This is a genomic window from Burkholderia puraquae (assembly GCF_002099195.1).
Classification (GTDB): Bacteria; Pseudomonadota; Gammaproteobacteria; order Burkholderiales; family Burkholderiaceae; genus Burkholderia; species Burkholderia puraquae.
In genome coordinates, this window is record NZ_NBYX01000003.1 from 183,308 (window position 1) to 201,411 (window position 18,104).

General features: G+C 69.1%; 17 protein-coding genes. 1 reads left to right on the forward strand and 16 read right to left on the reverse strand.

The genetic code is table 11. The features are described from left to right. Nucleotides 1-118: 118 nt before the first annotated feature. From B7G54_RS07735 to B7G54_RS07800, 14 genes are all read right to left on the reverse strand, one after another. A complete protein-coding gene (locus B7G54_RS07735; RefSeq protein WP_085038554.1) occupies nt 119-1,150 on the reverse strand; it encodes an EscU/YscU/HrcU family type III secretion system export apparatus switch protein in 1,032 nt (343 codons plus the stop codon). Between the two features lie 16 nt (nt 1,151-1,166). Further along, nucleotides 1,167-1,976: a type III secretion system export apparatus subunit SctT gene (gene sctT / locus B7G54_RS07740; protein WP_085038555.1), complete on the reverse strand. Its 810-nt coding sequence runs from the start codon at nt 1,974-1,976 to the stop codon at nt 1,167-1,169. After that, nucleotides 1,970-2,698, reverse strand: coding sequence for a hypothetical protein (locus B7G54_RS07745; RefSeq protein ID WP_085038556.1), 729 nt, complete (start codon nt 2,696-2,698; stop codon nt 1,970-1,972). The genes sctT and B7G54_RS07745 overlap by 7 nt, the downstream gene beginning before the upstream one ends. Further along, nucleotides 2,691-4,067 carry a type III secretion system ATPase SctN gene (gene sctN, locus B7G54_RS07750; protein ID WP_085038557.1) on the reverse strand — a complete coding sequence of 459 codons (1,377 nt, stop codon included), beginning with the start codon at nt 4,065-4,067 and terminating at the stop codon, nt 2,691-2,693. Before sctN ends, B7G54_RS07745 begins: the two co-directional genes overlap by 8 nt. After that, the gene (gene sctL, locus B7G54_RS07755) at nt 4,064-4,693 is read right to left on the reverse strand and encodes a type III secretion system stator protein SctL (protein ID WP_085038558.1); all 630 of its coding nucleotides are present in this window, start codon (nt 4,691-4,693) and stop codon (nt 4,064-4,066) included. Before sctL ends, sctN begins: the two co-directional genes overlap by 4 nt. Continuing rightward, nucleotides 4,675-5,424 carry a SctK family type III secretion system sorting platform protein gene (locus tag B7G54_RS07760; RefSeq protein ID WP_085038559.1) on the reverse strand — a complete coding sequence of 250 codons (750 nt, stop codon included), beginning with the start codon at nt 5,422-5,424 and terminating at the stop codon, nt 4,675-4,677. The genes sctL and B7G54_RS07760 overlap by 19 nt, the downstream gene beginning before the upstream one ends. Beyond that, nucleotides 5,421-6,290: a type III secretion system inner membrane ring lipoprotein SctJ gene (gene sctJ, locus B7G54_RS07765; RefSeq protein WP_085038560.1), complete on the reverse strand. Its 870-nt coding sequence runs from the start codon at nt 6,288-6,290 to the stop codon at nt 5,421-5,423. Before sctJ ends, B7G54_RS07760 begins: the two co-directional genes overlap by 4 nt. Nucleotides 6,291-6,342: 52 nt before the next feature. Further along, nucleotides 6,343-6,819, reverse strand: a complete 477-nt coding sequence (locus tag B7G54_RS07770; protein WP_085038843.1) for a hypothetical protein — start codon at nt 6,817-6,819, stop codon at nt 6,343-6,345. A 148-nt stretch (nt 6,820-6,967) separates the two neighbouring features. After that, nucleotides 6,968-7,180: a hypothetical protein gene (locus tag B7G54_RS07775; protein ID WP_034180511.1), complete on the reverse strand. Its 213-nt coding sequence runs from the start codon at nt 7,178-7,180 to the stop codon at nt 6,968-6,970. Nucleotides 7,181-7,321: 141 nt separating this feature from the next. Further along, nucleotides 7,322-8,671 carry a type III secretion system inner membrane ring subunit SctD gene (gene sctD, locus B7G54_RS07780; protein ID WP_085038561.1) on the reverse strand — a complete coding sequence of 450 codons (1,350 nt, stop codon included), beginning with the start codon at nt 8,669-8,671 and terminating at the stop codon, nt 7,322-7,324. Then, a complete protein-coding gene (gene sctC / locus B7G54_RS07785) occupies nt 8,652-10,688 on the reverse strand; it encodes a type III secretion system outer membrane ring subunit SctC (protein ID WP_085038562.1) in 2,037 nt (678 codons plus the stop codon). Before sctC ends, sctD begins: the two co-directional genes overlap by 20 nt. Next, a complete protein-coding gene (sctS, locus tag B7G54_RS07790; RefSeq protein WP_006480854.1) occupies nt 10,688-10,966 on the reverse strand; it encodes a type III secretion system export apparatus subunit SctS in 279 nt (92 codons plus the stop codon). Before sctS ends, sctC begins: the two co-directional genes overlap by 1 nt. Beyond that, nucleotides 10,963-13,170: a type III secretion system export apparatus subunit SctV gene (gene sctV / locus B7G54_RS07795; protein WP_085038563.1), complete on the reverse strand. Its 2,208-nt coding sequence runs from the start codon at nt 13,168-13,170 to the stop codon at nt 10,963-10,965. The genes sctS and sctV overlap by 4 nt, the downstream gene beginning before the upstream one ends. A gap of 234 nt (nt 13,171-13,404) precedes the next feature. Beyond that, nucleotides 13,405-14,253: a helix-turn-helix transcriptional regulator gene (locus tag B7G54_RS07800; RefSeq protein ID WP_085038564.1), complete on the reverse strand. Its 849-nt coding sequence runs from the start codon at nt 14,251-14,253 to the stop codon at nt 13,405-13,407. A 283-nt stretch (nt 14,254-14,536) separates the two neighbouring features. Here B7G54_RS07800 and B7G54_RS07805 point away from each other — a divergent pair, with 283 nt between their 5' ends. Next, nucleotides 14,537-15,442 (forward strand): helix-turn-helix transcriptional regulator, encoded by a 906-nt coding sequence (locus tag B7G54_RS07805; RefSeq protein WP_085038844.1) that lies wholly within the window; start codon nt 14,537-14,539, stop codon nt 15,440-15,442. A gap of 127 nt (nt 15,443-15,569) precedes the next feature. Here the strand turns inward: B7G54_RS07805 and B7G54_RS07810 are convergent, their stop codons facing one another. Together B7G54_RS07810 and B7G54_RS38980 are read right to left on the reverse strand one after the other, a co-directional pair. Further along, on the reverse strand, nt 15,570-17,216 hold the full coding sequence (locus B7G54_RS07810; protein WP_085038565.1) for an NRAMP family divalent metal transporter: 1,647 nt from the start codon (nt 17,214-17,216) through the stop codon (nt 15,570-15,572). A 121-nt stretch (nt 17,217-17,337) separates the two neighbouring features. Then, nucleotides 17,338-17,475, reverse strand: coding sequence for a hypothetical protein (locus B7G54_RS38980; RefSeq protein WP_165765561.1), 138 nt, complete (start codon nt 17,473-17,475; stop codon nt 17,338-17,340). Nucleotides 17,476-18,104: the final 629 nt, after the last annotated feature.

Consider the following 18,104-nt stretch of genomic DNA (forward strand, 5'->3'; position numbering starts at 1 on the left):
TCAAGCGCCACACGCGCATGACCGCGTCAAGGGGCCATATCGGATGGGCATGGATGGCCGCTCCCGTACGTGCAATGGAAAAAGGGGCGGCATGCCGAAGCGGCTGCCGTCGCGCGCCTCAGCCCGCGCCGGTCGCCCATTTCAGCAACTGCGCAACCTCGCGGAAATGCTGCGGCTGGATCGTGCCGTTCTCGGGCGTCGTCTCGTACAGCGCCTGCGCGAGCCCGACGTTCGCGAGCGTCGGGCGCAGCGCATCGCGCGCGGCACGCACGATCCGCTCGGCCGCGTCGCCCTCGCCGCGCGCGAGCACCCACGGCAGCGTGCCGATCCCGCCGTAATAGAGTGCGACCGCGACGCGCGGCGAATAGACGACCACCGATGCATAGCCGATCCGGTCGGACAGCGACGCGAACTGCGCTTCGCGCGCGAGCTGCCGGCGCTTCGATTCGATGTGCGGATCGCCTTCGTCTTCCTTGTGCTCGCGCCGCACTTCGTCGATCGACATTTTCATCTTCTGGTTGAATTCGTGCCGCTGGTGCACGATGTCGATCAGTGCCATCACGATGTAGATCAGCGCGGCCCAGCCGAACAACAGCATCAGCAGCTTCACGATCAGCGCGAGGATCGAGATCGGCCGCGTGAAGCCCGACTGCACGGACGGGTCGAGCGACTCGACGATCAGCCAGCCGAGCGTCGCGACGAGCAGCACCGTCTTGAGCAGCATCTTCGCGAGATTGACGAGGTTGCGCAGCGACCACAGGTTCTTCATCCCCTCGGCCGGGTTGAGCCGCGACAGCTGCGGCACGAGGCGGCTCCACGCCATCACGCCGCCGACCTGCACGAAGCCCGCGAGCAGGCCCGCCAGCAGCCCGGCCGCGGCGATCTGCGCGGACAGCGTCGCCCAGTCGCGCGCGGCGCCGTCGATCAGCACCGCGATCCGCGCGGACGGGTCGGCCGCGCCGACCGCATCGAACACGAGCCGGAACAGCGCCTGCAGCCGCGCGAACAGCGCGCCGATGCCCACCGCGAGCGCGACGCACACGCCGACGAAGAACGCCGACGAAATCGTCTCCGCGCTCTTCGGCACATCGCCTTTCTCGCGGGCCTCGCGCAAGCGCTTCGCGGTCGGTTTCTGGTCCTTTTCGGCCATCTCGGCTCCGTCGCGCTCACGCGCCGCCGTGCGCGGCGAACAGCGCGCGCAGCAGCGCCATCAGCCCGCTGTCGGGGCTCAGCAGCGCATGCAGCGACGCATATACCACCGGCAGGAACAGCACCATCATCAGCAGCGCGAGCGCGCTCTTCAGCGGCTGCGAGAACACGAAGATGTTGAGCTGCGGCACCGCGCGCCCGACGAGGCCGATGCCGAGCTCGACGAGCACCAGCACGATCGTCACCGGCGCGGCGAGCTTCACCATCCATTCGAAGATCGTGTCGGTCTGGCGCACGACGAAGGTCTGCAGCATCGATGAAAAATCGGGGCCGAGCGAGCCGATCGGCCACCATGCGTACGACTGCGCGAACAGCTGCACGAGCACCTGCAGCCCGCCCGCCGTGACGAACAGCGCGATCGCGACGAAATTGAGGAATCCCGACGTCGGGCCGCCCTCGTGCCCGCCCATCGGATCGAAGAACGCAGCGCTGCCGCTGCCGGTCTGGAAGTCGATCAGGTAGCCGACGCCCTGGATCGCGAACAGCACCGCGCTGAACGCACCCGCGAGCAGCATGCCGACCATCGCCTCCTTCGCGACGAGCAGGCACCACATCAGGAACGGCAGCGCAGCCACCTGCGCGGCGTCGATCGCCGGCGCGACGAACGCGGCGATCACGACCGCGATGCCGTTGCGCACGAGGCCCGTGACGATCTGCTCGTTGAATACCGGCACGACGAACATGATCGGCAACAGGCGCGGCATCACGTAGAGCAGCGGCCGCAGCATGCCCGCGACGTCGTTGAAGCCCGCGGCCGGGTCTAGCATCGGCGCTCCGCGACGGCGGGCGATGCGATGTCGTGGGGATCGCGGGGATCGTGGGCGTTGCGGGTATCGTCGCCATCGGCGGCGGAGGCAGCCGCGTTGTCCGCGTTGTCCGGATCTGCCGCACCGGCTTGCGCATCGGCCGGCGGCGCGGTCATCTCCGCATCGAATGCCGCGGCCGCTTCGGGCGGCGCCGCCCCGTGGCCGGAAGTGCCGTCGGCCGCGGCCGCCCATGCGCCGGCCGTCGCGAAGCGTCGCACCGCGTAGCCGTCCGCGACTTCGTCGGCATCGCGCTCGACCCGCGCGGCACGCGCGTGCAGTGCCTTCTCGCCGGCCTTCCCGAGCTTGTCCTCGGCGGCCTGCGCCTTGCGCGCGGCGCGCTGCAGGTCGGCCAGCGTCGCCTCATGGCCGCGATGCACGTGCGCGGCCTCGCTCACCGACGCGTTCGCGGTGCCGATATGCCGGTCGAACGTGCGCGTGTCGGCCGCCGCGTTCTGCAGCGCGCGCGCCTCGCGCACGTCGCCGGCGAGCCGCGTCTGGATCGCCGCCTTCGCGGCGACCTGCTGCGCAAGCTGCGCGTGCGCGGCATCGAGCGCGCGGCGGCTCTGCGCGGCGATGCCCTGCTGGCGCGCGGCCGCGACGCGTGCGATCTGGCTGCGCATCTCGCGCACGCGCTTCAGGCGCGCGAGCGTCGCGAGCACGATGCGGTCGTCGGCTTCAGACATGATCGTTCGCCAGCTTCGTCAGTTTCGCGAGCAGCGTGTCGAAGCGCACGTCCTCGTCCGACGCCTGCGCGCAGAACGCGCCGATCGCGTCGCGCGCGCGCAGCGCGAGATCGCCGAGCCGGTCGCTGCCTTCGCGATATTCGCCGATCTGCACGAGCAGCTCGATCTCCTGGTACTTCGCGATCAGCTCGCGCACGCGCGCGGCCGCATGCTGGTGCGCGCGGCTCGCGACGAGCGGCATCACGCGCGACAGGCTCGCGAGCACGTCGATCGCCGGATAGCGGTTCGCGAGCGCGATCTTGCGCGACAGCACGATATGGCCGTCGAGGATCGAGCGCACTTCCTCGGCGATCGGGTCCGATTCCTCGTCGCCTTCGACGAGCACCGTGTAGAGCGCGGTGATCGATCCGCGCGCGCCCTGCCCCGCGCGCTCGAGCAGCCGCGGCAGCACCGCGAACGTCGACGGCGGGAAGCTGCGCCGCGTCGGCGGCTCGCCGCTCGCGAGGCCGACCTCGCGCTGCGCGCGCGCGAAGCGCGTCAGCGAATCGACCAGCAGCAGCACGCGCTTGCCCGCATCGCGGAAGTGCTCGGCAATCGCGGTGGCGACCAGCGCGGATTTCACGCGCTCCATCGCCGGGCGATCGGACGTCGACACGACGACGATCGAGCGCGCGCGCACCTCCGGCGACAGGCTGTGCTCGATGAATTCACGCACCTCGCGGCCGCGTTCGCCAACGAGCGCGATCACGTTCACGTCGGCCTGCGCACCGCGCGCGATCATGCCGAGCAGCGTGCTCTTGCCGACGCCGGACGGCGCGAAGATGCCGACGCGCTGCCCGATGCCGAGCGTCATCAGGCCGTCGATCACGCGCACGCCGGTCGGAAACGGCGTGTCGATCATCTTGCGCGCGAGCGGATTCGGCGGGTCCTGCTGCGTCGACACCCACGCGGCGCCCGTCACCGGCCCGCGATCGTCGAGCGGCCGGCCGAGCCCGTCGAGCACGCGGCCGAACAGCCCTTCTCCCACCGGAAACACATGCTCGCGCCCCGACGGCACGACGGTCGTCTCGGGCGACAGGCCCGCCACGTCGCCGAGCGGCGTGAGCAGCGTCGTCTGCCGCGAGAAGCCGACCACTTCGGCGAGCAGCGTCGGCTGGTTCGGCGTGCGCAGCTCGCAGATTTCCCCGAGCCGCGCGCGGATGCCCGTCGCATTCAGGATCTGCCCGACCGCGTGATTGACGCGGCCCTGCACCGACACCGGCGAGAAGAACGCGAGCCCCGCGTCGAGTTCGCCGACGAGGCGGCCGCGATCGAACGGCGCGCCATCGTCGTCGCCGAACGGCTGCGGATCGTCGAGCGGCGCGTTCATCGCGCGGCACCCTTCAGCGCATCGCGGCGGATCGCCTGGCGCAGCGCGTCGATCTGCAGGTCGAGGCTCGCGTCGATACGCCCGGACGGCGTCTCGACCGTGCACGCATGGCGTTCCAGCTGCGCGTCCTCGACGATGCGGATCTTCTGCCGGTTCGACTGTCCGGCGAATGCGCCGTCGAGCGCGTCGCGCATTTCGTCCGTGCGGCCGGGCGCGATACGCACGATCAGGAACGCCTCGTCGCGCACGAGCGGCGCGATCCGCGCGAGCGCGGCTTCGTACAGCGTGCGCGTGCTCATCTCGCCGACGATCGCGCGCACGGCCTTCACGACGATGTCGGCCATCGCATCCTTCATCGTCTCCATCGTGCGCGCGGCGGCCAGCGCCTGCGTGTATGCCTGCGCGGCCTGCTCGCGCTGCGCGCGGCGCATCCCTTCGTCGTAGCCGGCCGCCTGGCGCTTGTCGAATTCGCGCTGCGCGTCGGCGACGATGCGCGCAGCCTCGTCGCGCGCGGTGGCGATCACCGCGGACGCGTCGAGCAGCGCAGCGTATTCGCGCTCCTTGAGCACCTTGCGCTCCGACAGGAGTTGCAGGTTGTCGCTCGTGATCAGAAAAGCCAGTCCCATGACGCAAGCCTCTCGGGAATCAGAAACAGGAACATCAGTTCGCCGAACTGGTCGCGCTGTGCGCGGTTCAGCCAGTACGGCGCTTCGTCATCGATCGCGCGGTGGAATTTCAGGCGCGTGCGCCGCGCGACCGCTTCGCCCGCCACGCCGATGAAATCCGCGAGCAGCCGCCCGCCGCGCGCGCGAATCACGGCGGGCAACGCAGCGGGATCGGCCCGCCACGGCTCGAGCGTTTCGGCGAGCGCACCGAATTCCGGCGCGCGTTCGAGCGCGAGCTCCAGTGCGTCGGCCCCGAGCTTCGCCGCGACTTCGGCGCGGATGCGCCGCATGGCCAGCGCATCGCGCAGCCACGGGCGATGCAGCAACAGCCCCGCATACGCGGCCAGCTGCTCGAGCGCCGCGCCCGGCAGCAGCGCGAGCCGTGCGCAGGGATTCGCCAAGTCGAAGTCGTGCCGGCCGGCCACGCCGTTCGCATCGAGCAGGTGCCGCGCAAGCAGCTTGCGGCCGGCCGCGCCGAACGCATCCGGCGAACGGTAGCGCGCGGGCCAGTCGGCCGGCACGCGCGTCACGTGCAGATAGCGGTCGGGCCGCAGGTTGAAATCGCAGACGAGCGCATGAAACGCGGCACGGCGTGCCGCGGGCGGCGGCCCGAGCGGCTGCAGCCACGGCAGCGGTGCCGTATCGGATGCGGCGGCCCCGTCGCCCGGCAGCGGCGCGTGCGGATCGCTCATGCACCGTCGCGCGCGCCGTCCGGCGTGCGCAGGCCGCCGGAACCGGGCGTAGCGTGCCCCGCGCGCGGCGCGCCGAGCAGGCCCGCGAGCCGGGCGCCGAACATCCCGCGCCGCGCCGCCGACAGCGCGATCACCGCGCAGGTCAGCAGGATCAGCGCGAACACGAGCCAGCCGAGCGGCGAGCGCAGCCGCACGATGTCGGTCACCGCGCTGCCGATCCCGTCCACGCGCGTCGCGCGTGCGGCGGCCGGCTGCAGGAACAGCGACACGTTGTCGTACTGGAGCCCTTCGATGCTGTGCGCGACGAGGTCCTTGACCATCGGCGCCATCGCGCGCAGGTCGACGCCGGGCCGGTAGCGGATATACACGGCTGCGGACGACGGCTTGATCTTGTCCGCGAGCGGATCGTTCTCCGGAATCACGACCTGCACGCGCGCGACGACCACGCCCTCGATGTCCTGCAGCGTGCGCGACAGGTCCTGCGACACGCCGTACAGGTAGCGCACGCGTTCCTCGGCCGGCGTCGACACGAGGCCCTGCTTCTGGAACAGTTCGCCGAGGCTCGCGTAGCTCGGCTTCGGCAGCCCGTTCGCCTGCAGCACCGTGAGCGCCGACTGCATGTCGCCGTCCGCGACGCTGACGAGCCACGCATTGCGGTCCGACGTGTCGCGCGCGTCGTTGTCCTTCGACGCGCTGATGCCCGCGTCGCCGAGCACCGCGACCATCTGGTTCGCATCGCGCTCCGACAGGCCCGAGTACAGCTCCTTCTGGCACCCGGCCAGCAGCACGAGCAGCCCCGCGAGCAGCGCGCGCGCCGCCCGGCTGCGCCACGCATGCGCGCGCGGCGTCGAATCGATCGTCGTCATCGTTTGTCCGCTTCCGTGTGTGCGCGGCCTCGTGCGGCACGCGCGCACGCCATCACTCCTGCGTCTTCAGCACCGTGTGCGTGAAGCCGTTCGCCGCCTGCGCGACCGACAGGCTCAATTGGTACTCCGAAATCGTGGTGGTCGCCGTCCACTGAAAATCCATCGCCTTCACCATCGTCATCATCGGATCGCTGCGGCTGTCGGCCATCGACGTCAGCATCTCGCTGCGATGCTTGTCGATGTTCGCGTACCGCGTGTCGAGATCGTTGCCGTAGGTGCGCAACCGCTCGACGAGCGACGACTGGTTCGCCTGCGCGGGCGTCATCTGCACGGCCGGCGCCGCATCCGCCGGCGCGCGCGACATCGCGACGCCCGACGAAGACGGCGGCGCGGCCGGCGATCCGCCCGGCTGCATCAGCGCGTCGAACTGGCGCACCTGCGCCGGATCGGACGCCGAGCCCGTTTGCTGCGCGGCCCCCGCGAGCGCAGCCGCGCCCGGGGGCGCCGCGCCTACGCCTGTCACTGACATGTCCATGCCCTCCTTGAGAAGCAGGCGCCAGGCCGGATCGGTCGGGCCTGCCCGGAACAGGCCGGCCGGCACGCGCACAGCCGCCACCGGGCGCCCTTCGCGGGCAGGCCCGGCGCACGGCGGCGCGCGGCGCGGCCGGCGGCCGGCGTCATGCGCGGCCGGCCGAGCTCAGGTGTTGCGCGACCTGCGCGTTCGCCGTCCCCTCCTGCGCGGTCACCGCGTTGCTGGTTTCGAACGTCGCGGTCGACTGCTGGACCTGGAAGTTGATCTTCGTCAGCTCGAGCTGCGTCTTGGTCAGGTCGTCCGCCTGCTGCTGGACCTGGTTCGTGTTGGTTGCACCACCTGCTGCCTGCGTACCCATGTTGCGCTCCTTAACGTGAACTTCATCCACCTTGCGGCGGCGGCCCCATGCCCCGCCGGCGACGTGAGCCGCCGCACGCATGCGGCGCCCCGCGTAATGCGCGCACCGCCCGCCAGGCGATGCGCATGACCTGTCGCGGCGCTAGTGCGCCGCCTCCTTCGACGCGCGCGCCGGCGCGGCACCGGCCTGCACGGCGCCATCCGGCAACAGCGTCGGCCCCGGCACCGGCTGCGCGACCCCGGCCGCCGCGCCGCTCGCGAGCGGCGCCACGGGCGGCGCCGGTGCCTGCTCGGGCGGGTTCGCCGACGCTCCGCCGAGCGGCATCGTGATGCGCTGGCCGTTGCGCTCGAACACGACTTCGTCCGGGCCGATCGACACGAGCGTCGCCCCCTCCTTCAGCCGCGCGCCTTCGAAATAGCGGCTGCCGTCGGCCGTCTCGATGTAACGCTGGTCGCCATCCCCGGCGAACACGGTCGTGATCTCCGGAATCCCCGCCATCCCGCCGAGCGTCGTCGCGGTGCGCGGCGCGGCCGAATCGGCGTCGCGCACGTGATCGACCACTTCGAGCGCGGGACGCGCATCCTTCATGTAGTTGCGGATACGCGGCTCGATCTGCGCGCGGGCGGCCGCGCCGGTCACCTCGATCCGGCCCCGGCCGAGATACGCGACCGTCAGCGCCGTATCGCTGAAATAGGTCTGCGCGGTCGCGACCAGGTCGCTGACCACGTAGATGTTGCCGAGCGCCGCGTTGTCGACGCCCGCGACGATCTGCGCGACGCGTTCGCGCGCGGCCGGATCGCTGACGTAGCCCGACACGATCACGCCGTCGTCGCGCGGCGCGACGGCCAGCTCCGGGTACGCGTGCAGCAGTTGCTGCAGCCGGTGCGTGCGCGCGAGCACCGATTCGTGCTGCCACGGCAGGCGCCCCGACCATGTGACGAAGCCGTAGCCGAGCGCGCCGAGCAGCACGCCGAGCCACAGCGCGACCAGCGCGATCACGAGCCGCCGGCTGCCGAGGCGGCGCAGCCCGCCCGCGAGCCAGCCGAGCCACGCGGCCTCGCGCGCGGTATCCGGCGTGCCGGCTTCATCCGGCAGCGCGACGCTCGCCTGCGCGTGCCGCGCGATGCCGAACCGGATCGAGCCGACCGTCACGACGTCATGCGGCGTCAGCGAGCGACGGCCCGCGCCGAGCGGCTCGTCGTTGAACAGCACCGGCGCACAGGCGTCGCCGCCGTGGTTCTGCACGGTCACCGCAAGCGCGCCGACCTGCAGGCACACCTGTTTCGCGCCGATCTCGCGATCGGGCAGGATCACTTCGCAGTCGGCCGCGGTACCGACCCAGTTCGCGCCGCGCGCGAGCGACATCGTGCGGCCGTACATCGGCCCGCTCAGGAAGCACAGGTTCCACGGCGACGCGAGCGCGGCCGCGCCGCCTCCCGCGCCGCCGGGCATTGCGCCGTCGCCATGCGGATCAATGATGCTCGTCGACATGGGCGGTGGCTCCTGCGGTCGTCGCCGCCTGCGCCGCAGCATCCTTCGGCGGCGGCAGCGCGGGCGGCCCGAACTTCGTGCCGGGCAGCGGCTTCGGCGTCAGCGGCACCGCGACGTCGTTGTCCGGCGGGCGGTACATCGACATCCCTTCCGGATTGGCCGGCCCGTCCGTGCCCGGGTTCACCGGCGAGCCGTCGGGCGCATACATTGACGCGGTCGTCACCACGCGCGGCGTCAACAGGTAGAACCGCTCCATGTGGTTGCCCGACTTGTCGGTGTACTTGAACAGGTTGCCGATCAGCGGAATGTCGGACAGCCAGGGCACGCCGCTCTTGTTCAGCCGCACCTCGTCGTCGTTGAAGCCCGCGATCAGCAGGCTCTTGCCTTCGTCGATCATCGTCTTGGTGACGATGTTGCGCTGCTGGATCACCGGCACGTTCGACACCGCCTGCCCCGGCACGATGTTGCCGTCCTGGATGTCGATCGACATCATCACGCTCTGCGGATTGCCCGACACCGCGGCTGCGTTGCGGATCGCCTCGTCGACGATCATCGGCGTCACCTTGATGCTGGTGCCGGTCGTCACGCTGTACAGCGACGAATCCTGGTAGCCCTGCACCTGCACGTAGAACTGCGTGAGGTTCTCGAGGATCGCCTCGGTGTTGTCGAGCGCGAGCACCTTCGGCTTCGAACGCAGCTGCGCCTGCCCCTTCTGCGCGAGTGCGTTCACGCGCGTGAGCAGGTAGTTGCGCAGCGACCCGCCGATCGACGCGGTCAGCGCGATGCCGGTCGGCAGGAACGCGCCAGTCTGCCCGGTTTCCGACGTGCCGATCCCGAACGTCAGCGGCGGATTGCCCGCGCCGTTGTACTGCGTGTTGCCGTTCAGCGGGTTCTGGCCATTGCCGATCTGCACGTCGCCGTGCGTCGTGTGCAGGCGCCAGTCGATCCCGAGACTGTCGAGCGAATCCTCGTTGATGTCGATGATCGTCACGTTGATCTCGACGATGCGCGGCCGCTCGTCGAGCTGGTTGATCAGCGACTGGTAGCGGTACATGTTCTCCGGCAGGTCGCGCACGATCACCGCGTTGATCGCCGGGTCGGCGACGATCTGCGGCAGCGTGTCGCCGCCGCCGGCGCTCGCGAACGGCGCGAGTCCGCCGCCGTCGCTGCCGTCGCCGGAATAACCGCCCGCACGCGGGCCGCCGGCGATATCGGGGAAATCGAGACGCGGCACCGCGATCGTCAGCCCCGAGCCGAGCTTCACCTGCCGCGCAGCCTGCCCGAGCGGCGCGCTCGACGGCGCCGCGCTCGCGCCGCCGGCCTTGCCGAACAGGCGGCGCAGGATCGTCGCCACGCCGGGCACCGTCACTTCCTTGCCCGAGCGGTTGATCGTGAAATCCGACGCCCAGCCGTACTTGAGCCGGAACGCGCGGATGTCCGCGTGCGCGCCGTTCGCCGACGGATCGCCGACCGAGCCCACCGCCTGCCGCACGAGCTCGACGTAGCGGCGCGGGCCGGCCACGTACACGCTGTTCGCGCGATCGTTGATCACCAGCGTGTAGCGCTTGTCGGGAATCTGCATCGCCTGCAGCGCGCGGCCGATTTCACCGGCCGCATTCGGCGGGATCGGGATCATCTGCGTCTGCGATTGATCAGCCGGATCGACATACAGGAACGAACCGTCGTAGTACCACGTGAGCCCGTAGGTCGAGCAGATCGTGTCGAGCGTCTGCTGCGGCGTGCCGGAGAAGCGGCCGCTGATCACGCCGTCGACCTTCGGGTCGATCACCGCGGTCACGCCCTGCGACGACGCGAGTTCGCGGATGAAGTCGCCGATCTTCTTGCCGTTCGCGACGATCGTGAACGGCTTGTTGCGCCAGCGCAGGTCCGCGGCGCGCGCAGGCTGCGCGGGCGCCATGCACAGCGATGCCGCGAGCAGCGCGGTCGCGCACACGGCAAGCGCGGCCCGTTGCAGGCTGCGCGGTTGAAACCGGATCGAGGCGACGCGTCGACGCATCAAAGGACTCCTGTGGAAGAAACGAACATGCGTTCCAGCGCCTGCTGCGCGAAGCGCAGCACTTCGCCGCCGAGCCAGCCCGACAGCAGCACGAGTGCGACCATCACGGCGATCAGCCGCACCGCGATGCCGATATTGGCGTCCTGCACCTGCGTGACGGCCTGCAGGATCGCGACGACGAGGCCGGTGACGGTGGCGATCAGCACGATCGGCAGCGACAGCAGCAGCACGAGCATCAGCGCCTGGCGCGTCAGGTCGAGTATCGTCGAGCTCGTCATTGCACGGCTCCCGGCACGCGCACGTCGGCGCCAGCGCCGACCGTACCGTCGTCCGGCGGGTTCTTGACCCAGCCCACCGTGTGCAGCTGCACGTCCTCCTCGACTTCCTGGTACGACAGCACCGCGAGTTCGGGCAGCACCGGCTGCAGGATCGTCTTCACGTAGCGGCGAGCGCCGAGCGCGACCATCACCGCGAGCCGCGCGGCGCCCTGCGCATTGCCGTGGCCGCCGGGGCCGGCTGCCTGCGCGGCCTGCACGATCGCGCGCACCTGCTCGCCGATGTCCTGCTTCACCGCGCTCGACAGCGCGAGGAAATTGCCCTGCTTCGTGCGCATCACGGCACGCTCGATCCGCTCCTGCAGGTTCTGCTCGAACAGCACGACCCGCAGCTGGCGCGTCGTGCCCGCATGGCGGTCGGTGATCATCCGGCGCAGGTCGACGCGCACGAGCTCGACCAGCGCGATCACGTCGTCGGGTTCGTTCGGCGCCCAGGTGATCAGGCTCTCGAAGATCACGCGCAAATTGCGGATCGGCACCTGTTCCGCCAGCAGCCGGCGCAGCACCTCGGTCACGCGCTGCAGCGGCACGAGCCGCGTCAGTTCGCCGACGAGCTCCGGGTGGTCGCGGCGCACCAGATGCACGAGCGCCTGCGTCTCCTGGATGCCGAGCAGTTCGTCCGCATGCTGGCGCACGATCTGCTCGACGTGCGCGGCAAGCGCGCTTTCGCTCGACAGCCACTTGCCGTCCGGCGCGGCACCGTCGGGCTTGATCCACAGCGCGGTCGCAAACGGGCCGAACGCTTCGGCCGGCTGGCGCTCCGCGCGCTCGGGCAGTGGCGCCACGCCGTCCCACAGCAGCCAGCCCGGCTTCAGCGCGCCTTGCGCGGCGAGCACGTCCTGCAGGTAGATCCGGTACGTGCCGGCCGCCGCGCCGTCGTCGTCGTTCAGCGTGATGCGCGGGAACACCGTGCCGATGTCCGCGTCGACGCGCGCCTTCGCGCTCGACAGCGCGGCCTGCAGGTGGGCCAGGTTCAGGCCCGTGCGCAGGTCGTCCGACAGCGACACCGCGATCAGCGACGTGACGCCGGCCGCATGCGACACCTTCGCGGGCTGGCCGTCGTCGGCCGCGCCCACGCGCCCCGCGACATGAATCAGGTTGAAGCTCGGCGCGGCCGTCTTGCGCCTGAGCTGCGAGAACGCGAACGCGCCGAGGCCGAGCGCGATCAGCGCGAACGACCATTTCGGAAAGCCGGGCACGACGAGGAAACCGCTCAGCACGAATGCTGCGATCAGCAATGCGCGCGGATGCGCACCCAGTTGCTCGCCGAGCTGCTCGCCGAGCTGGCGCTGCCGCGCATCGCGCGTCGCGACGCGCGTCGTCACGATGCCGGCCGCGATCGACACGAGCAGCGACGGGATCTGCGACGCCATGCCGTCGCCGACCGTCAGGATCGCGTAACGTTGCAGCGCGTCGCCGATATCCATCCCGTGCATCAGCGTGCCGACCGCGATCCCCGCGACGATGTTGATGAACGCGATCACGAGGCCCGCGATCGCGTCGCCCTTCACGAACTTCATCGCACCGTCCATCGCGCCGTGCATCTGCGATTCCTGCTCGAGCTTCTCGCGGCGTTCGCGCGCTTCGTCGGCGCTGATGATGCCCGCGCGCAAGTCCGCGTCGATGCTCATCTGCTTGCCCGGCATCGCGTCGAGCGAGAAGCGCGCGCCGACCTCGGCCACCCGCTCCGAGCCCTTCGCGATCACGATGAACTGCACGACGGCGATCACGAGGAACACCACGCCGCCCACCACGACGTTGTTGCCGACCACCAGCCGCCCGAACGCATCGATCACGTGGCCGGCACTGGCGTGCAGCAGGATCAGCTTGCACGACGCGATGTTCAGCGCGAGCCGGAACAGCGTCGTGAACAGCAGCAGCGCGGGAAACGACGAGAAGCTGACCGCCGACGGCACGTAGGTCGACACCGTCAGCAGCACGACGCTCGCGGCGAGATTCAGCGAGATCATCCCGTCGAGGGCGGCCTGCGGCAGCGGCAGGATGAACAGCGCGACGACCGCGACGATGAAGGTCGCGAGGAACAGGTCGGCGCGCGGCGACGCGCCCCCGAGACGCCGTCCGGACACGCCGCGGCCGGCGGAAAACAACCGCTGCCAGTCGCGCGGGAGCGCCTTCGGTTCTGCCATCGTGCCGTTGTCCTGTCGTTATCGCCGGCTGGCACGGGCAATCCTGCCCCATGTCGCACGGACCGTTGAATGGGACGAGTGTAGCGACGGGAACCGACGGAAAAATGGATACGCCTCGTAGCGCGAAAGCGCGTTTTCCGGCGACGATCGGATCGGACTACGAAACCCGGCGACGCGTTCGGGCATGCGCCGCCGGAACCGCTTCCATCGCGCGCCGGGCCGCCGGCGCGCGCGTCAGGCGGACGTCAGGTCGGACGGCATCCGGCGTGCGGCGAGGTACGCGAGCTGCGCACGGTTCTGCACGTTGAAGAGTTTTTCGAGCGAACGGATGTGGTGGCCGACCTTGTGCAGCGACGTGCGCAGCGCGCTCGCGATCTCCTGGTCGGACAGCCCGTGCACGAGACGGTCGAGCACCTGCTGCTGCTCGTCGCCGAGCGCGAAGCCGCGCATGCGCGCGACGCGCGCCTCGAGGAACGGCAGCGCGACGCGATGCACGGCGAGGCTGACCGACAGCGCGCCGCCGATCACGCGATCGTCGATCCAGTCGGTGCCGTGTGTCTCCGACGTCACGTTCACCGCGACACGCAGGTCGAGGCGCGGCGCCGACAGGCCGAAGATCACGCCGCTGTTCATCGCATGCGCACGCAGATGGCCGGCGAGCGCCAGCACCTTGCGGTCGCCGCTGCCCTGCGCGGCTGCCTCGATCTCGTCGAGCCGCCACGCGACCGGAAAGCCGCTCTGCCGCACCTGCGCGAACCGCGGGTCGCTTTCGTACAGCATGCCTTCGATGAACGGCTGCATGAACGTGGCCGGCGCGAGGTCGCGCAGCAGGTGCGCGCACAGGATGCGCCGCCCGATCATTTCGTACGCGCCGTAACCGAGCGTGCTGAATCCGATTTGCCGCAATCGCGCATGGCATTGCGCGAAATCGACCGGCGCGAAGTCGGTTTTACCGGGCGTAATTTGAATGCCGGTAAAAACGTCGCGCTCGATTGCCTGATAATCGCTCGAATAAGCGGCAGCGGCCGTTATATCGGCTTGTGAGAACCATTCGACGCGTGGTGCGCCGTCAGCATGTGTCATGAGGAGCCCGCCCTTTCCCAATATGTGAAACTGCGCCCCGTCACGATCTGGTCTTTTCTTTATGATTTTCTGGTCGTCGTTATATGCGTGCGAATATGAACCTTTCGCCGCCATTAGTATTACGGCATATTACGCGCACACCAGCATTTTTGTACAATGCCCCCGCGTTTCGTCAGGGATGACGATCGGCGCATATCAAAACGATGCTCGATCGCACCGCCGCGAATGCCGTACACGATACGGCCGCCGCCAGGCGATGCGCGTCGATTCCGAGGGATGGCTCATGTCCGATATTGCATTGCATGAAGAAGCGGTCGCCCCAACCATTTCCCGCCCGTCGCGCGGGTTGAACGCATGCGCGGATGCGCTGCGGGAGCGTGCCGTGCAGGTCGTCTGGTGCGACGACGTGAAGCGCGGCGACGTCGCGCAGCCGCACGCGCCGAAGCTCGGCGTCGCCGATACGCTCGCGCATGCGCAGAGCACGGCCGAGCGCAACCGGATCGTCGCGAGCCTGCTGCATCTGACGGGCTTCTCCACGTTCGCGTACTTCGCGCTCGAATTCTCGCGCGAGCGGGTCGAGAGCCTGTACCTGCACGAAGCGTTCACGCCGGCCACCTATCGCGGCGACTACGTGCGGCACAACCATCACGACGTCGATCCGCGTACGCTCGGCGCGCGCGTATGCAACATGCCGATCGTGTGGGACCTGCAGCAGTTGCGCCGCGAACACCGCGAGCGCGACGACGGCCCGCACGTGACGCCGGCCGCGCTCGACGGCTTCCTGCAGACGATGCAGGACGACGGGATGTGCAGCGGCATCATGTACTCGATGGCCGTGCCCGGCACGCGGCTGCATGCGTTCATGAGCTTCACCGCGCCGCGCCGCACACGCGAATGGATCACGCCGGCGACGATCGAGCAGGCGTTGTCGATCGGGCTGTCGGTACACAAGTTCGCGTCGCCTCAGCTGATCTCGACGTCGCGCGAGCGCGCGGTGAACGGGCTCACGCCGTTCGAGCAGGAACTGCTGCTCGGCATCGCCGAAGGCGCCTCCGACAAGGAGATCGGCCGGCGCCTCGACACCAGCGCGCACAACGTCGACTACCACCTGCGCAAGCTGCGCAAGCGCTTCGGCGTCGCGAACCGGATCCAGCTCACGTACCTGACGTCGAAGCTCGAGCTGATCTGACGGCCGCGCGGCGCGCGCGGCGTGCCGCAAACGGACACGTAAACGCACATGCCGGCCACGAAGGCCGGCATGTACGGGTTGCGGCGCGGTGCCGGGTCCGGCGCCGCTTCCTGGAAGGCGACCTGCGTTACTTCAGCAGCGTCATCTGCACCACCTTGACGATCACGAGACCGACCGCAATCACGAGATAGCCGCGCAGCACGGCCATCCAGATTCGCGTCGCGACCGTCATGTTCTGCGGCTCGAGCGTGTCGAGCGGCGGCATGCGCCACGTGTCGCGCAACGAGCGATCGACGGCCGGCTCGACCACGCGCTTGTTGCGGCGGATCAATACCGTGGCGATATAGCCCGTGATCGCGAGCACGGTGCCCCCAACCAGCACGTCGACGATCGCTTCGCCGCTGATATCCGGATACATCACCGATGCCGTGAGGATGATCGACAGCAGCACGAGCACCCAGATCACCGCGCCGGTGAACACGTTGAGCTTCGTCGAGTTGACCCACGGGCCGAGCACCTGGCGGTCATTGCACAGCACCAGCAGGAACACCGTCGCGCTCGGCAGCAGCACGCCCGCGAGCGTCTGCACGGCTTCGGTCAGCAGGCCGAGCGGGCTGCCCGGGATCAGCACGAGCGTGGCCGCGGCCGCGACGATGCCGAAATACACGAGATAGAAACCCTTCGCATCGGACACGCCGCGGTGCAGCGAGTGGCGGATCTTGAACACGTCGCCGATCGCATAGGCCGTCGACAGCGATACGGCCGCCGCGCCGATGATGCACGCGTCGAGCAGCGCCACCGCGAACAGCGTCGCGCTCGTGCGGCCCGCATACTTCTCGAGGCCCGCGATGATGCCGCCCGCATCGTTGAAGTTGCCGGCTTCCGGATGCCCGTTGAACAGCGCGGCGCTGAACCCGATCATCGCGACCGCGCCGATCAGCACGAACACGATGCCGATCCACAGGTCGGCCTTCTCATACTTCATGAAGCGCGGCGTGATGCGCTTGTCGATCACGTAGCTCTGCTGGAAGAACAGCTGCCATGGCGCGACGGTCGTGCCGACGATGCCGATCACGAGCAGCATCACGTCCGACAGCTTCGCGTGCGCGGGCCAGTTCGGCACGAAGAAATCGCGCGACATCTGAGCGACGGGCGGATGAATCGACACGAGCACCGGCACGAGCAGCAGGCTCAGCACGCACAGCCCGATCGCGAACCGCTCGAAGCGCCTGAAATCCCCGGTACTCACCGCGGCCATCGTCAGCGCCGCAGCCACGCACACGCCGGCCACCTTCGGCAGCCCGAAGAAATCCAGCACGAACGTGATGCCGATGAACTCGGTGACGATGGTGAGCGCATTGAGCAGGAACAGGTCGATCACGCTGAACGCGCCCCAGAACTTGCCGAAGCGCTCGAAGATCAGGCGTGCGTGGCCGACACCCGTGACCGCGCCGAGGCGCAGCACCATTTCCTGGTTCACGTACAGCACGGGCACGAGCAGCAGCAGCGTCCACAGCAGCGTCGTGCCGTAGTTCTGGCCGGCCTGCGTGTAGGTGCCGAACGCACCGGCGTCGTTGTCGCCGACCATCACGATGAGGCCGGGCCCGATGATCGCGAGCAGCGTGCGCAGGCGCGCCCACCACGTGCCGCGCGAGCCGGTGTCGTGATGCGCGATCGTCCCGAGCGCACCCCGGATGTCGCCCAAGTGGGCTTCGTCGAGCACGGCGCTGCGTTCGACGGCGATCGGTGGAGAAACGTTGGATGGCGTGGACATGATGTGTTCCGTACGGCTAATGGTTATTCGATGCGATGAGCGTGTGACCTTGGAATGCGCACGCGGCGCCTGCCCGCAGGCAGCTGCGTGTGCGCATGCCGAGACGCGCTCGGCGCGTCTTTCAGCGGATCAACGATTTCAGCTGGTTCAGCAGGCGGGAGAACACCCGCGGGCGGGCGTCGAGCGTCAGCATCGCGTCGTAGTGGTTGCGCGATTCCGTGACGTGCGGGAGATTCGACAGCAGAAGGCCGAAGTTCATGGTCTGGCTCCGTGCGGCGACGGCAGGCGTGCCGGCCGCGTATTGGGTGCGGGGCCAGTCCGGGGCCTGAACGACGTGTCAGGCTAGTCGGCCGGATTGTCCCTGCGACCCGGGTTCAAAAGGGTCTGTGCGTGCAATGGGCATAAGGGACAACTGTCGCTGTCGTTCATGGCGGCTCCTGTGCGGTGTTCCGGAGAACACGGTTGACCGCCGTCAGGCATGCGGGCCGGCATTCGCGCGCCCGGGAAAGGCATGCGCGAACGCGGCCGCGTGCCAGGCGGCGGCGAAACCGGGCGGCGCATGCGAAAACGCATCACGCTAACCGGCGCGAATCAGGGTGCACGTAGGGATTTGCTGCGGAATGCTGCTGCGCGCACCGTTTGCCTGGGAGACAAACGGCGGCTTCTGGGAGGCGCGGACGTCGGTCGCTCAGGCGGAAATTTCGTTCGAAGATCGACTACTGCAGGCGTCCAAGGCGGCGGCCCCAAGAGTGAAGATGGCGGATTCTATGGACGGCCCGAAAGTGAAGTCAACCCCTCCCAACCCCATTTCTCGAAATAATTTTCGCTTGCCACATCACTGAAAGAATTGCCCTTGAAAACACGTGACACAACCTTTCAGGGCATGCG